Source organism: Pannonibacter sp. I15F10I1 (assembly GCF_900185665.1).
Taxonomy (GTDB): domain Bacteria; phylum Pseudomonadota; class Alphaproteobacteria; order Rhizobiales; family Stappiaceae; genus Pannonibacter; species Pannonibacter indicus.
This window is the reverse complement of record NZ_FYAN01000008.1, coordinates 24,905-39,319: the sequence shown is the minus strand read 5'-3', so window position 1 is coordinate 39,319 and position 14,415 is coordinate 24,905. Positions and strand designations below refer to the sequence as shown.

The following is a 14,415-nucleotide window of genomic DNA, read 5'->3' as shown; positions in this document are numbered from 1 at the left end:
ATCGCAGAAAGTGCATAGCCGCCAGAAAAGCAGCCCCCGCCAGCCCACCCCGCGGCAGGAGCCGCAGAAATTTGCCGGGCAGACGCGGCTGAGCACTTCCAGAGGCGCAACAAGTGCGCTATCCGCCAGTCAGATAATCAGCATCAATCAGGATAACAGCGATGAGCGGCAAGAAGACGGCAGGCATGACACCGGAGCAGTTCCGCGGCTGGCGGCGCGCACTCGGCCTCAAACAGAAGGACGCCGCCGAGCGGCTGGGCCTGAAGAAGCGGATGATCCAGTATTATGAAAAGGGGAACCGCGACGGACGGCCTGTCGAAATCCCCAAATACGTCCGCCTCGCCTGCTATGCCCTGCAGGCGGGAATCGGCGATTTTGATGGCCAGAACACCCGCTCCGCGCCGCCGCTTCCCGTACCGGAAGAAGACGGAAACGCAAAAGCGCTCGATTGACGGCGATCCGGGGTTTCATCCTTCGCCTTTATTGCCTATAAGGCGCGCTCAGCCACCAGTGTCATTCCTCAAGGACGAGCCCAGGCGCACGCGCGACAGAGCGCGGCGGCGGGCCGATGCGAGCCACGATGCCCAAACGCACAGACATTTCCTCCATCCTGATCATTGGCGCAGGCCCGATTGTCATCGGTCAGGCCTGTGAATTCGATTATTCGGGCACGCAAGCCTGCAAGGCCTTGCGCGAGGAAGGGTATCGAATCATCCTCGTGAACTCCAATCCGGCGACGATCATGACCGACCCGGATCTGGCGGACGCGACCTACATCGAGCCCATCACTCCGGAAGTCGTTGCCCGCATCATCGAGAAGGAGCGCCCCGACGCGCTGCTCCCGACCATGGGCGGCCAGACCGCGCTCAACTGCGCGCTGGACCTTGAGCGCGACGGCGTGCTGGAGAAATTCGGCGTGGAAATGATCGGCGCCCGTGCCGATGTGATCGAGAAGGCCGAAGACCGCGAGAAGTTCCGCGCTGCGATGGATGTGATCGGGCTTGAGAACCCGCGCGCCTCGATTGCCTCCTCGCCTGCCATCCGCGATGCCAACGGCAAGATCACCGGCTACGACCGCAACGCCGGCTTCATGGAAGCCATGAAGGCGCTGGACGAGATCGGCCTGCCCGCCATCATCCGCCCGGCCTTCACCCTTGGCGGCACCGGCGGCGGCGTGGCCTATAACCGTGAGGAATTCGAAACGATCGCCCGCTCGGGCATCGACGCCTCCCCGGTCGGCCAGATCCTCATCGACGAGAGCCTGCTGGGCTGGAAGGAGTATGAGATGGAAGTGGTCCGCGACAAGGCGGACAACTGCATCATCATCTGCTCCATCGAGAACATCGACCCGATGGGTGTGCACACGGGTGACTCGATCACCGTCGCGCCGGCGCTGACGCTGACCGACAAGGAATACCAGATCATGCGCGACGCCTCGATTGCGGTGCTGCGCGAGATCGGCGTGGAAACCGGCGGCTCCAACGTGCAGTTCGCCGTGAACCCGCAGAACGGCCGCCTCGTCGTCATCGAGATGAACCCGCGCGTGTCGCGCTCTTCGGCTCTGGCCTCCAAGGCCACCGGCTTCCCGATCGCCAAGATCGCGGCCAAGCTCGCCGTCGGCTACACGCTGGATGAGCTGGAGAACGACATCACCGGCGGCGCCACCCCGGCCTCGTTCGAGCCGTCCATCGATTACATCGTCACCAAGATCCCGCGCTTTGCCTTCGAAAAGTTCCCAGGCTCCGATCCGGTGCTGACCACGGCCATGAAGTCCGTGGGCGAAGTCATGGCCATCGGCCGCACCTTCCCGGAAAGCCTGCAGAAGGCCCTGCGCGGCCTCGAGACCGGCCTGACCGGCCTCGACGAAGTGGAAATCCCCGGCCTTGGCCAGGGCGACGACAAGAACGCCATCCGCGCCGCCATCTCGACGCCGACGCCGACGCGCCTGCTCAACGTCGCCCAGGCGATCCGCCTCGGCACGCCGCTGGACCAGATCTACAGCATCTGCGGCATCGACCCCTGGTTCCTGGAGCAGCTCTCCGGCATCATTGCCATGGAAGAGAAGGTCCGCGCCAACGGCCTGCCGGACAATGCCGTGATGCTGCGCAAGCTGAAGGGCATGGGCTTCTCCGACGCCCGCCTCGCCTCGCTGACCGGCAAGGACGAAGCCGATATTGCCAAGCTGCGTGCAGATCTTGACGTCCATCCGGTGTTCAAGCGCATCGACACTTGCGCGGCCGAATTCGCTTCGCCGACCGCCTACATGTATTCCACCTACGAGACGCCCTTTGCCGGCGAGCTGGCCAGCGAAGCCCGCCCTTCGGACAAGAAGAAGGTCGTCATCCTCGGCGGCGGCCCGAACCGGATCGGCCAGGGCATCGAGTTCGACTACTGCTGCTGCCACGCGGCCTTTGCGCTGCAGGAAGCGGGTTATGAGACCATCATGGTCAACTGCAACCCGGAGACCGTGTCCACCGACTATGACACCTCCGACCGGCTCTATTTCGAGCCGCTGACCGCAGAAGACGTGCTGGAAATCATCCGCACCGAGCAGGAAAACGGCACGCTGCACGGCGTCATCGTCCAGTTCGGCGGCCAGACCCCGCTGAAGCTGGCGCAGGCGCTCGTCAAGGCCGATGTGCCGATCCTCGGCACCTCGCCGGACATGATCGACCTTGCCGAAGACCGCGACCGCTTCCAGCGCCTCCTGACCAAGATCGGCCTGAAGCAGCCGCAGAACGGCATCGCCTATTCCGTCGAGCAGGGCCGCCTCATCGCCAGCCAGCTCGGCCTGCCGCTGGTGGTGCGCCCGTCCTACGTGCTGGGCGGCCGTGCGATGCAGATCATCCGCGACGAAGAGTCGCTGAACTCCTACCTGCTCGGCACCCTGCCGGAGCTGGTGCCCGGTGAAATCCGCGCCAAGTATCCGAACGACAAGACCGGCCAGATCAACACCCTGCTCGGCACCAACCCGCTGCTGTTCGACCGCTATCTCGATGGCGCCATCGAGGTGGATGTGGATGCCCTGTCGGATGGCAAGGACGTGTTCGTCTGCGGCATCATGGAGCATATCGAGGAAGCCGGCATTCACTCCGGTGACAGCGCCTGCTCCCTGCCGCCCTACACGCTCTCGGCCGAAATGATCGCCGAGCTGAAACGCCAGACCATTGCCATGGCCAAGGCGCTCGAAGTCGGCGGCCTGATGAACGTTCAGTACGCCATCCGCGACGGCCAGATCTATGTGCTCGAAGTCAACCCGCGCGCCTCGCGCACGGTGCCCTTCGTAGCCAAGACCATCGGCGTGCCGGTGGCCAAGATCGCCAGCCGCATCATGGCCGGTGAAAGCCTTGCCTCGTTCAACCTCAGCGAAAAGCCGCTGAAGCACGTGGCCGTCAAGGAAGCCGTGTTCCCCTTCGCCCGCTTCCCGGGTGTGGACACCATCCTTGGCCCGGAAATGCGCTCCACCGGCGAAGTCATGGGCCTTGATGCCAACTTCGGCACCGCCTTCGCCAAGTCGCAGATCGGCGGCGGCACCGGCGTGCCGGTGGGCGGCACGGTGTTCGTCTCCGTGCGCGACCAGGACAAGGAAGGCGTGCTGGACGCGGTGAAGCGCCTTGCCGCCAACGGCTTCCGCATCATCGCCACCAGCGGCACCCAGCGTTATCTTGAGGAGCATGGCGTCACCTGCGCCAAGATCAACAAGGTTTCCGAAGGCCGCCCGCATATCGTCGACGTGATCAAGAACGGCGAAGTCCAGCTGGTGATCAACACCACGGACGGCATGCAGGCCATGTCGGACAGCCGCTCCATGCGCCGCGCAGCCCTCTTGCAGAAGGTGCCCTATTACACGACGCTGGCCGGCGCCGTGGCCGCTTCCAAGGGCATCGAGGCCTACAAGAGCGGGGGGCTTGAAGTCAGGCCCTTGCAGTCCTACTTCGCCTAGAGCATAGTCTCGTGCGGGCCATCGTGGCCCGCACGATCAGAATGCGATCTTAGCATTAAATCTGAAGCGGTTTTCTCTTGGCCGGATCATGAACCCGGGCGGAGGACGCTCCAGAACTGTATCATCCGCACTCCGGCCAGACGATGAAACGTCCGGCTGGATTGTGTTTTTTTGACGTTTCGTCCGCGCAAGCGGACCACTTAACCAGAAGGTCTACGGCCAATGGAAAAGATCCCGATGACCGCCGCCGGCTACGCAATGCTGCAGGTGGAATTGAAGGAGCGGACGTCGGTCGAGCGGCCCCGGATCGTCGAGGCCATTTCCGAAGCGCGCGCCCACGGCGACCTGTCGGAAAACGCCGAGTACCACGCCGCCAAGGAAGCGCAGAGCCACAACGAGGGCCGCATCGCCGAGCTTGAGGACAAGCTCAGCCGCGCTGAAATCATCGACGTCTCGAAGCTCTCCGGCACCACCGTCAAGTTCGGTGCCACGGTCACCCTCATCGACGAGGACACCGAGGAAGAGAAGAAGTACATGATCGTCGGCGACGTGGAAGCAGACGTGAAGCAGGGCAGGATCTCCATCTCCTCCCCCATCGCCCGCGCCCTCATCGGCAAGACGATCGGCGACAGCGTCGAAGTCGCCGCCCCCGGCGGCGCCCGCTCCTACGAGATCGAGAACGTCCAGTTCCTCTGATCCGTCTCTGACCGGCTCTTCGGATCAGCGCACCTGATCAGGAGGGCTGATCCAGAGGCCCGATCAAGAAGATTGATCAGGATAATGGACCCCCGGGCCCTCCCGCCCGCCAAACCCCAGAATGCCCGCGCCCGCCGCGGGCATTTTTGTTTGGAGGCAAAGAAGGCTTTCTTCTCCTTCGTCATGGTCGGGCTTGTCCCGGCCATCTGCTAGCCATTCACTTGTGCAGATCCTCGGCACAAGGCCGAGGATGACGGGAGAGATTGCAAACGCGTCGGCAGACTGAAGCTCCGTGCCTGCTGCAGGCGCTTTTTGAGGGGGCCTGCAAAATCTGCAAAACATCCTCGCAATGCCGAAGCGTCATCGCTCAGCTGCGCAGAGCCCTGATTTTACATCCCATCCGACGACTAGCCAGTCTGGACGCGCTGGCGTGCGGCTTTCAGGATATCCTCCATGGAATGGTCATGTAGTCCACTTTCGGAAAAGCAAAAGGAGAGACGCTGACAACCGAACCCAAACAGGCTTCAATGCAATCAGAACACCGGGCTGCCTGCATCCGGTTCAACACGCGGCTCTGTCAGGTAATGAGCGTCTCAGGATAATCACCACCACGCCAACGCCACAAACAAACCCCACTGAAAGCCCCCGGCAGGCCCGCCCTTGACGCCCCCACTGCTGCCGGGTAACCCTTTACCTCAGATTGAGGAGTGACGGACATGGACAACCACAACCGGTAATCCGGACATTCGCCGAACCGTGGCCACTGGCTTGGCTTTCGACCAGAGCCTGGATGCTGACGCATCACGCTTTGAAGCTGCCCATGCGCAGCACGGGCTTTCGCCGCTCTTGATGAGAGAAGCTCATCGAGAGCTGGAATGACCAGCGGCCACGCACCCTCACTTTGGAATCCAGGGATTTATCATGCCCAGACTTTCTGGAAAACGCGCCCTCGTGACGGGGGCGGCGCGTGGGATTGGCGCGGCCATTGCCAAGGCCTTTGCCGGTGAAGGCGCGAGCGTCATTCTGACCGATATCAACGACGAAGACGGTAAAGCCACAGCCGGGGCCATTGGCGGCACATACTGTCATCTGGATGTGGCCTCTGAAGCGGACTGGAGCCGGACGGAGCGCCTGTTCCCCGAACTCGACATTCTCGTCAACAATGCCGGCGTTACGGGCTTTGAGGACATGGCCAATGGCGCGCCGCCAGCGCATGACCCCGAGAATGCGCAGCTTGCCGATTGGAGAGCCGTGCATGCCGTCAACCTCGACGGCACGTTTCTGGGGTGCCGCTATGCCATCCGCGCCATGCGGGCGAGAGGCGCCGGGTCGATCATCAACATCTCGTCCCGCTCAGGATTGGTCGGCATTCCGATGGCCGCCGCCTATGCCTCTTCAAAGGCGGCGATACGCAATCACACAAAGAGCGTGGCGCTCTATTGTGCCGGCCAAGGCCTGAAGATCCGCTGCAACTCGATCCACCCTGCCGCCGTCATGACGCCCATGTGGGAGCCAATGCTGGGCAACGGGCCGGACAGAGCCAAACGGGAGGCGGCCATGGTCGCCGATACGCCGCTGCGCCGCTTCGGCAGACCGGAGGAGGTTGCGGCGCTTGCCGTGTTCCTTGCCTCTGACGAGGCCCCCTACATGACGGGCACAGAGCTGACGGTCGACGGCGGCATCCTGGCAGGATCAGCCGCAACGCCCGGAAGCTAGAGCCGCAGTCCCAAACAGCAATAGGCAGCGCCCCCTCACCTTTCGATCGGCACCGTGGGTTCGTCCTTGGTGCGGCGGATGGTGAGGGCGGTGCGGACGCTGTCCACGTTGGGGGCGGCGGTCAGTTCGCGGATGATGAAGGTCTGGAAGGTCTGAAGGTCCGGGGCGACGCATTTCAGCAGGAAATCCACTTCGCCCGACAGCATGAAGCACTCGCGCACGATGGGCCAGCTGTTGACCCGCTCCTCGAAGCCGTTGAGGTCCGCTTCCGTCTGGCTGTGCAGGCCGACCATGGCAAAGGCCGTCACCTCGTAGCCGAGCTGCTTTTCGTCCAGCAGCGTGCGGTAGCCGCGGATGAGCCCGGCCTCTTCCAGCGCGCGCACCCGGCGCAGGCACGGGGGCGCAGAGATGCCGACACGGCGGGCGAGTTCCACATTGGTCATCCGGCCATCCTGTTGCAGCTCGTCCAGAATGTGCCAGTCGATCGCGTCAAGCCGTGCTTTCAAGGAAATCTCCAGTCAGTGCGGGCGGCGCCCGGCGGGCAAGGCAAAAAGGCCGCCTGCCCCAAAGTTCCGTTTCACAGGCACGCCCCCGGCCTTGTTCCAGCCGTCTGTCCGTGCTTGTGTGGCCGCAAGACCCAATGCCCTGCGGCTTATGATTTTTTGCTCATTTCCGCAAGACTATAACAAAAGCACCCATGCTCAAGAAAGATCCAGAAACCGCAAAAGCTGAGGATGACCGGAGCATCTGGATTCTGTCCGACGGCAAGGCGGGCGACGAAATCCAGTGCATGGGCGTCGCCGAAGCCCTTGGCCTGCCCTATCAGATCCGCCGCGTTGCCCCGCGCAAGCCCTTCGTCTGGGCCATGCCCTGGGGGCCGATTGACCCGCGTGAGGCCGAGACGCGGCCCGGCAGCCCGCTGGCGCCGCCCTACCCGGAGATAGCCATTGCCTCCGGCCGGCGCACCGTGCCCTATCTGCGCCGCCTGAAGAAGCTGAGCGGCGGGCGCACCTTCACCGTCTTCCTCAAGGATCCGCGCACGGGCACGAGTGCCGCCGACCTCATCTGGGTGGGCGAGCATGACCGGCTGCGCGGCGCCAATGTTCTGGTGACACCAACCGCACCGCACCGCCATTCTGCGGAAAAGCTGGCGGCGGCAAGGGCGCAGCCGGACCCGCGCCTTGGGGATCTGCCCTCCCCGCGCATAGCCGTGCTTGTGGGCGGCAACAGCCGCCATCACAGCTTCACGGCCGAAGACATCAACTGCTTTGCAGACGGGCTGGCAGATGCGGCACGGCAGGGCGGCAGCCTGATGATCACCGCCTCACGCCGCACACCCCCTGCCCTCAGTCACCGGCTGGAGCAACTGGCGGAAACAGGAAACCATTTCCTTTGGGACGGCAGCGGCGAAAACCCGTTGCTGGCCATGCTGGCGCTGGCCGATACCATCGTGGTCACGGGCGACAGCACCAACATGGTAGGCGAGGCGCTGGCGGCTGGACGGCCGGTGCATGTGTTCATGCCCTCGGGCGGGCACCACCGGCTGGACCGTTTTTTGACTGGATTGCGCCAGATTGGGGCCATTCACCCCTTTCCGGGGCCTCTCAAAACCACTACCTGTGAGCCGCTGGACAGCACCCCGCAGATCGCTGCGGCCATCAGGGACCGGCTGGCCTCGCGCAAGGCATGAGATTTAAGGAACTGGACATGGCGACGGAACACGTGAAGCTGCTCATCATTGGCTCGGGCCCGGCTGGCTACACCGCCGGCATCTATGCCGCGCGCGCCATGCTGGAACCGGTTCTCGTCGCGGGCATCCAGCCGGGCGGCCAGCTGACCATCACCACCGATGTGGAGAACTATCCCGGCTTTGCCGAGCCGATCCAGGGCCCCTGGCTGATGGAGCAGATGCAGCTTCAGGCCGAGCATGTCGGGACGCGCATCGTGCATGACATCATCACCGAGGTGGACCTGTCGAAGCGCCCGTTCCGCGCCGTTGCCGATGGCGGCACCGAGTTTCTGGCCGATGCGGTGATCATCGCCACCGGCGCGCAGGCGCGCTGGCTGGGTCTGCCGTCGGAAGTGGATTTCATGGGTGCGGGCGTTTCGGCCTGCGCCACCTGCGACGGCTTCTTCTACCGCGGCAAGGAAGTGATCGTGGTCGGCGGCGGCAATACGGCCGTCGAGGAAGCGCTTTACCTTGCTAATCTGGCCTCCAAGGTGACGGTCGTGCACCGCCGCGACAGCTTCCGCTCCGAGCGCATCCTGCAGGAGCGGCTGTTCGCCAATCCGAAGATCAATGTGGTGTGGGATTGCGTTGTGGACGAAATCCTCGGCGGCGGCATGCCCAAGGCCGTCACGGGCGCACGCCTCAAGAACGTCAAGACCGGCGAAACGCACGAACTCAAGGCCGACGGCGTCTTCATCGCCATTGGTCATGCGCCGTCGGTCGATCTGTTCCGCGGCCAGCTGACGCTGAAGCCGAATGACTACATCTTCACCGAGGCCGACAGCACCCGCACCTCCGTGCCGGGCGTCTTTGCCGCCGGTGACGTGACCGACGACATCTACCGCCAGGCCGTCACCGCCGCCGGCATGGGCTGCATGGCCGCCCTTGAAGCGGAGAAGTTTCTGGCTGAACATGCCCTTGAGGCAGCAACGGCAAGCTGAGGCGGCCAGCAACAGGCTGACCCGGCAAAGAGGGGCGGCGGAAGAGGAGAGACGGGCGCATGATGGACTGGGACAAGCTGCGCATTTTCCATGCCGCCGCACAGGCAGGCAGCTTCACGCATGCGGGCGACAGCCTGAACATGAGCCAGTCCGCCGTCAGCCGTCAGGTCAGCGCGCTGGAGCAGGATCTCGGCATCCCGCTGTTCCACCGCCATGCGCGCGGCCTGTTGCTCACCGAACAGGGCGAACTCCTCTACCGCACGGCCCGGGAAGTGCTGATGAAGCTGGAGGCCGTGCAGACACGCCTCACCGACAGCCGCGAAAAGCCCTCCGGCGTGCTGCGCATCACCACCACGGTGGGCCTTGGCTCCACCTGGCTGACGGCGCGCATCAACGAGTTCATTGACCTTTATCCGGATATGGAACTGCGGCTGATCTTCGATGACGAGGAGCTGGACCTTGGCATGCGCGAAGCGGATGTGGCCATCCGCCTGCGCCAGCCGACACAGCCGGACCTGATCCAGCGCAAGCTCTTCACCGTGCACTTCCACATCTACGCTTCACCGCATTACCTGAAGCGCTACGGCACCCCGAAGACGATCGAGGATCTGGACAATCACCGCATCGTCACCTTCGGCGAGCACGCCCCCGCCTATTTGCGCGACATGAACTGGCTGGAGACCGCCCACCGCCCGCTGGGTGAGCCGCGCCGCATCGTACTGCGCGTCAACAATGTGGTGGCGATCAAGCGCGCGGTGGATCAGGGTATCGGCGTCGCCATTCTGCCGGACTACATCGTCGAGAACGACACGAGCGTGACGCAGATCCTGACGCATCTGGAAGACCAGATTCCAAGCTTCGATACCTATTTCGTCTATCCGTCAGAGCTGAAAAACACGGCGCGCATCACCGCCTTCCGCGACTTCCTGCTGGCCAAGGCAGAGCGCTGGTCCTACTGACCGGCGTTCCGCCGCTGGACAGAATGCCGCAGCGCAGAAAACGCCTCCACGATCATATCCCTTTGATTTCTTAGCGCTTCCGGGAAGAATAGCGTCCAGCTGCAGCCTGTACGCTCCTGCGAACTCATCCATCAAAATACCAGCCAGAACGAATTCGCCTGAAAAACAGGCAATTCTTGAAACTGCACGAAATCTGACCACAAGGTCAAAATCTGCACAAAGCACACATCAAGCCTCTGAATCAAAAAAGGAAATATGATTCCCCCGGGCCAAATGTGACAGGATTGTGCAGGACTGACATATTAGTCATTCCTTAAACGCATGGCTGACCTGCGCAGGTGCCACTTGTTTAATCAGCTTGTGCACTGCATATAAGCATCACTGTTGGTTCTGCGGCGTCGCACTCTCCTCCCAGCGACGCCAATTCAGCCAGCTGTTCCCCTCTGGAAGGTGATTTTCCACGCTGTGGAAAATCAAAAATAACTGCCGGGTCTTTTGACCCGGCTTTTTTTTGCCTTGTGGCCTGGAAGTGGAACGCGCTTAGGCTGATGCCGCTCGGACGTAGCAACAGGAAACTCCACCTTTGAAATGCAAAAGCGCTTGAGATGGCTGCTTTCAGCGAGCCCGTTCCCTATCCATCGTCATCCCGGACGCAGCGAAGCGGAGATCCGGGACCGGTGAGCCAAGGTCCCGCGGCTATGGCTCCTAAACACAACCAACTTATACCCCGGCTCACCGGTCCCGGATCGCGCGAAGCGCGTCCGGGATGACGGCGGAGAGGCCTCAGCCAGAACGCAAAAGGCCCCGGAGATACCCCGGAGCCTTCCAGCCTACATCCCTGAAGCCACACAGCCTCACATGAACAGCTTCTCGCCTTCCATGCCCTTGTAGAGGCCGGCGACCTGTTCGGCGTAGCCGTTGTAGAGCAGGGTCGGAACGGTTTCGCCGGTGCCCAGCACGTCTTCCTGCGCCTGGCTCCAGCGCGGGTGAGCAACTTCCGGATTCACATTTGCCCAGAAGCCGTATTCGGTCGGCCCCAGCGCTTCCCACATGGTCTTCGGCCGCTCGTCCGTGAAGGTGATGCGGACGATGCTCTTGATCGACTTGAAGCCGTATTTCCACGGCAGGGCAAGGCGCAGCGGCGCGCCGTTCTGCTTGGGCAGCGGCTTGCCATAGACACCGGTCACCATGAAGGCCAGTTCGTTGGTGGCCTCGGCCATGGTCACGCCTTCCACATAGGGCCACGGATACCAGACCATGTTCTGGCCCGGCGCAATGCTCGCGTCCTGGAAGGTCTCGAAGCGCAGGTATTTGGCGCCTGCCTGGGGGCTCGCCAGCTTCACCAGTTCCGACAGGGCGAAACCGGACCAGGGCACGGCCATGGACCAGGCCTCGACGCAGCGGAAGCGGTAGAGCCGCTCTTCCAGCGGCATGGCCTTCAGAAGATCATCGATGCCGATCTGCTGCGGCTTGTCCACCATGCCGTCGATGGTCACCGTCCACGGGCGGATGGGTAGGGCCTGCGCCGCACGGGCGATGCTCTTGCTGGTGCCGAATTCATAGAAGTTGTTGAAGCTGGTGACATGCTTTTCCTGGCTGAGGGCACGGTCCAGCGTATAGGCCTCGTTGCGCGTCACCGGATAGAGGCTGGCGCTCGGGTCTGCGGCACCATCCTGCGCCCTTGCGCCGGATGGCAGCCCCGCCCCCAGTGCCAGCGCGCCCGCCCCCGCCATGCCCGCCAGAACCGCGCGGCGGTTCCAGAACAGGTGCTCCGGTGTTGCCATATGCTCGGGCAGGGCCCAGCCCGGCTTGCGGATGATATGCATCTTGTCCTCCTGATCAGCGCCCACAGCAAACGCCTGAAATTCTGAAGATGCAAATAACGCTCTGGTGACGTCTGGCGAGCCCCTGCGCACGCAGGATTGAGCATCTGACGGGCGTCAGGCATGTATCAGGCAGGAACTCGGGCAAGAACTCGGGCAGGAAGATGAGGCCGGCGCCCGTCCGCACCGGCCTCGCCCCTCCTGTTGGCAGCAGCCCGAAGGGCTGCATGGAGAGCTCCTTTATGCAGCCTTCTGCCGCTCGCGGGCAAGTATCTGATCTGCAAGCTTGCCGGTCACCTCTGCCAGATGGTCAAAGCGGCGGTGGAAGCTGCCCGCCCCTGCCGTCGCAGATCTCAGTTCCACGATCAGGCCGTCCAGCTCCGCCTGCGGCATCAGGCAGCGCACCTCGTCCCACCCGGCCCAGCCGGGCCTTGCATCAAAGCCGAGGATCTGGCCGCGCCGGGCCGGGATGATGGCGTTGATGCGCGCCGTCGCTTCGGACGGGCACACCACGATCACCTCGTCCATCGGCTCCAGCAGCACCGGGCTGCACTCCGGCAGCCCCTCGCGCATCGCCGTGATCGCCGCCATGCGGAAGGCCTGATCGGAACTGTCGACCGAGTGATAGGACCCGTCCGTCAGCACGACCGAAATATCCACCAGCGGGAAGCCCAGCGCCCCATGGCCCAGCGCCTCGCGCACCCCTTCTTCCACGGACGGGATATATTGGCGCGGCACCACCCCGCCGGTGATCTTCTCGGCAAAGACAAAACCCTCTCCGCGTCCCAGCGGCCGGATTTCCAGCACCACATCGCCGAACTGGCCATGCCCGCCCGACTGTTTCTTGTGCCGCCCGCGCACGCTGGTGCCCTTGCGGATGGTCTCGCGGTAAGCGATCTGCGGCGCGCGCGCCTCCACCGTCAGGCCATACTTGCCCTTCAGCCGGGCCAGCGCGACACGCAGATGCATCTCGCCCTGCCCTTCCAGAAGGGTCTCGCCGGTCGCCTCGCTCAGCCGCGCATGCAGGGCGGGGTCTTCCTCTGTCAGTTTATGCAGAGCAGTGGAGAGCTTCACGTCGTCCTTGTGGTCGGCCGTGGAGATGGCAAGCCCCATCACCGGCTCCGGCCGGCGGAAGGGCATCCACTGCCGGATAGGTTCCTTCAGCCCCAGCAGCATGCCGGTCTGCGCTCCGTCGAGCTTCGCCAGCGCCACGGTTTCCCCCTCTCCTGCCGCGCCCCGGCGGCTCGCCTGCTGGCCGAACAGCGAAAGCAGACCGGATGGCTTCTCCGCTCCGCCCTCCGGCAGGTGCAGCCCCTGCCCCTCGGCCACCGTGCCGCCCAGAACCCGCGTCACCGACAGCTTGCCGCCATGCAGCGTGTGCAGCGTCTTCATCACCACGCCCGCCTCGGTGGAGGGGCTCAGGCCCAGCCGCGCCCGCGTCGCCACCACATCCGGCCCCTCGTGCCGCAGGGCCTTCATCAGCCGCTGGATGCCGTTACCGTGTTCTGCCGAGCCGATGAATACGGGGCAGATCAACCCCTGCCGCATTTCCTCGGCAAGATCCGTGAACACCCGCTCGCGGCCTGGCGCCATGTCCTCCAGCAGGGTTTCCATCAGCACATCGTCATGGTCGGCCAGCCGTTCCAGCATGGAGAAGCGCGCTTCCACCTCGCGGGCGAGTTCATCACCCGGCATGTCGATCACGAGACTTTCCGCATGCTCGCGGTAGACAAAGGCCCGCTCCAGGGCAAGATCGATGAAACCCACGGCGATGCCGTTCTTCCAGATGGGGATCTGCCGCAAGACCAGCGGCACGCTGGAGGCCGGCTGCAGCATCTGCAGCACGTCGCGCACCCGCTGGGTAGCCTTGTCGATCTTGTTGAGGAACAGAAGCCGGGGCACACCGCGCTCTTCCAGCATCTTGAGGATCAGTTGCAGCGCGGGAACCTTCTTCTCGTCCGCTTCCGCCACCACGATCGCCAGATCCGCGCCGCACAGGGCGCCTTCCGTGTCGGTGAGAAACTCGACGGAGCCGGGGCAATCGAGGAAGGTATAGTGGTCCCCCAGATACTCCGTCCCGGCGATGTTCATCTCGATACTCATGCCGTGAGCGCGCGCCTCCGGCGAGGCATCGCCCGTCATGTTGCCGCCTGCCTGGCTGCCTTGTCTGGAAATTGCCCCCGTGCGCGCCAATATGGCTTCCATCAGGGTTGTCTTGCCGCTTCCGAAGGGCCCGACAATCGCGATGCAGCGGGGGCCGGATCGTCTGCCGCTGCTGGTGCTTTCCTGAATGCCGCTCATGCTGCCGTCTCCCGTTGGCTTGTGTTGCCAGCGCGAGGATCGCGGCAGGAGATGACGCCGCGTCTGCGCGCCGTCCACCCGCTGCAGGGACATGAGCCGTCTTGTCCGGACGCTCCGGAGCCGGGCCAGGCCCTGCGGCGTTTGAGCATTGCAGCTCCGCGCGCGTTTGACGCCGCCACGGAGCCGGTCAAGGCATCGTCGCGCCGCGCGGGCGCCATTTGCAAGCAAAAGATGTGCGGCACTGCAGCATCAAACGGCCTTGCCCCTGCCGCATCTGCGGGCCACAACAAGGCCAGAGACAACAGGA

10 protein-coding genes are annotated in these 14,415 nt (G+C 63.6%); 7 read left to right on the top strand and 3 right to left on the bottom strand.

Features of this window, described 5'->3' with window-relative positions; genetic code table 11:
• The first annotated feature begins 161 nt into the window (after positions 1-161).
• The 4 genes from IF10I1_RS06175 to IF10I1_RS06160 all read left to right on the top strand — a co-directional run bounded on the left by IF10I1_RS06175 (position 162) and on the right by IF10I1_RS06160 (position 6,355).
• A complete protein-coding gene (locus tag IF10I1_RS06175; RefSeq protein WP_186415112.1) occupies positions 162-452 on the top strand; it encodes a helix-turn-helix transcriptional regulator in 291 nt (96 codons plus the stop codon).
• A gap of 128 nt (positions 453-580) precedes the next feature.
• Positions 581-3,943: a carbamoyl-phosphate synthase large subunit gene (gene carB, locus IF10I1_RS06170; protein WP_186415113.1), complete on the top strand. Its 3,363-nt coding sequence runs from the start codon at positions 581-583 to the stop codon at positions 3,941-3,943.
• Between the two features lie 222 nt (positions 3,944-4,165).
• Complete coding sequence (gene greA / locus IF10I1_RS06165) at positions 4,166-4,639, top strand: transcription elongation factor GreA (RefSeq protein ID WP_050474884.1); 474 nt, start codon at positions 4,166-4,168, stop codon at positions 4,637-4,639.
• Between the two features lie 921 nt (positions 4,640-5,560).
• Complete coding sequence (locus tag IF10I1_RS06160) at positions 5,561-6,355, top strand: SDR family oxidoreductase (protein WP_186391128.1); 795 nt, start codon at positions 5,561-5,563, stop codon at positions 6,353-6,355.
• 35 nt (positions 6,356-6,390) lie between these two features.
• Here IF10I1_RS06160 and IF10I1_RS06155 read toward each other — a convergent pair whose 3' ends face one another.
• The gene (locus IF10I1_RS06155) at positions 6,391-6,861 is read right to left on the bottom strand and encodes an Lrp/AsnC family transcriptional regulator (protein WP_019964018.1); all 471 of its coding nucleotides are present in this window, start codon (positions 6,859-6,861) and stop codon (positions 6,391-6,393) included.
• A 191-nt stretch (positions 6,862-7,052) separates the two neighbouring features.
• Here IF10I1_RS06155 and IF10I1_RS06150 point away from each other — a divergent pair, with 191 nt between their 5' ends.
• The 3 genes from IF10I1_RS06150 (at position 7,053) to IF10I1_RS06140 (ending at position 9,984) form a co-directional block, all read left to right on the top strand.
• The gene (locus IF10I1_RS06150) at positions 7,053-8,045 is read left to right on the top strand and encodes a mitochondrial fission ELM1 family protein (protein ID WP_186391129.1); all 993 of its coding nucleotides are present in this window, start codon (positions 7,053-7,055) and stop codon (positions 8,043-8,045) included.
• 17 nt (positions 8,046-8,062) lie between these two features.
• Positions 8,063-9,025, top strand: a complete 963-nt coding sequence (gene trxB, locus IF10I1_RS06145) for a thioredoxin-disulfide reductase (RefSeq protein ID WP_186391130.1) — start codon at positions 8,063-8,065, stop codon at positions 9,023-9,025.
• A gap of 62 nt (positions 9,026-9,087) precedes the next feature.
• Positions 9,088-9,984, top strand: a complete 897-nt coding sequence (locus IF10I1_RS06140; protein WP_186391344.1) for a LysR family transcriptional regulator — start codon at positions 9,088-9,090, stop codon at positions 9,982-9,984.
• An 854-nt stretch (positions 9,985-10,838) separates the two neighbouring features.
• On the opposite strand, the gene msrP is transcribed toward IF10I1_RS06140, so the two are convergent.
• Together msrP and IF10I1_RS06130 are read right to left on the bottom strand one after the other, a co-directional pair.
• Entirely contained in the window at positions 10,839-11,810 is a 972-nt protein-coding gene (msrP, locus tag IF10I1_RS06135) for a protein-methionine-sulfoxide reductase catalytic subunit MsrP (RefSeq protein ID WP_186391131.1), read from the bottom strand.
• 237 nt (positions 11,811-12,047) lie between these two features.
• Positions 12,048-14,108, bottom strand: a complete 2,061-nt coding sequence (locus tag IF10I1_RS06130) for an elongation factor G (RefSeq protein ID WP_186391132.1) — start codon at positions 14,106-14,108, stop codon at positions 12,048-12,050.
• Between the last annotated feature and the right edge of the window lie 307 nt (positions 14,109-14,415).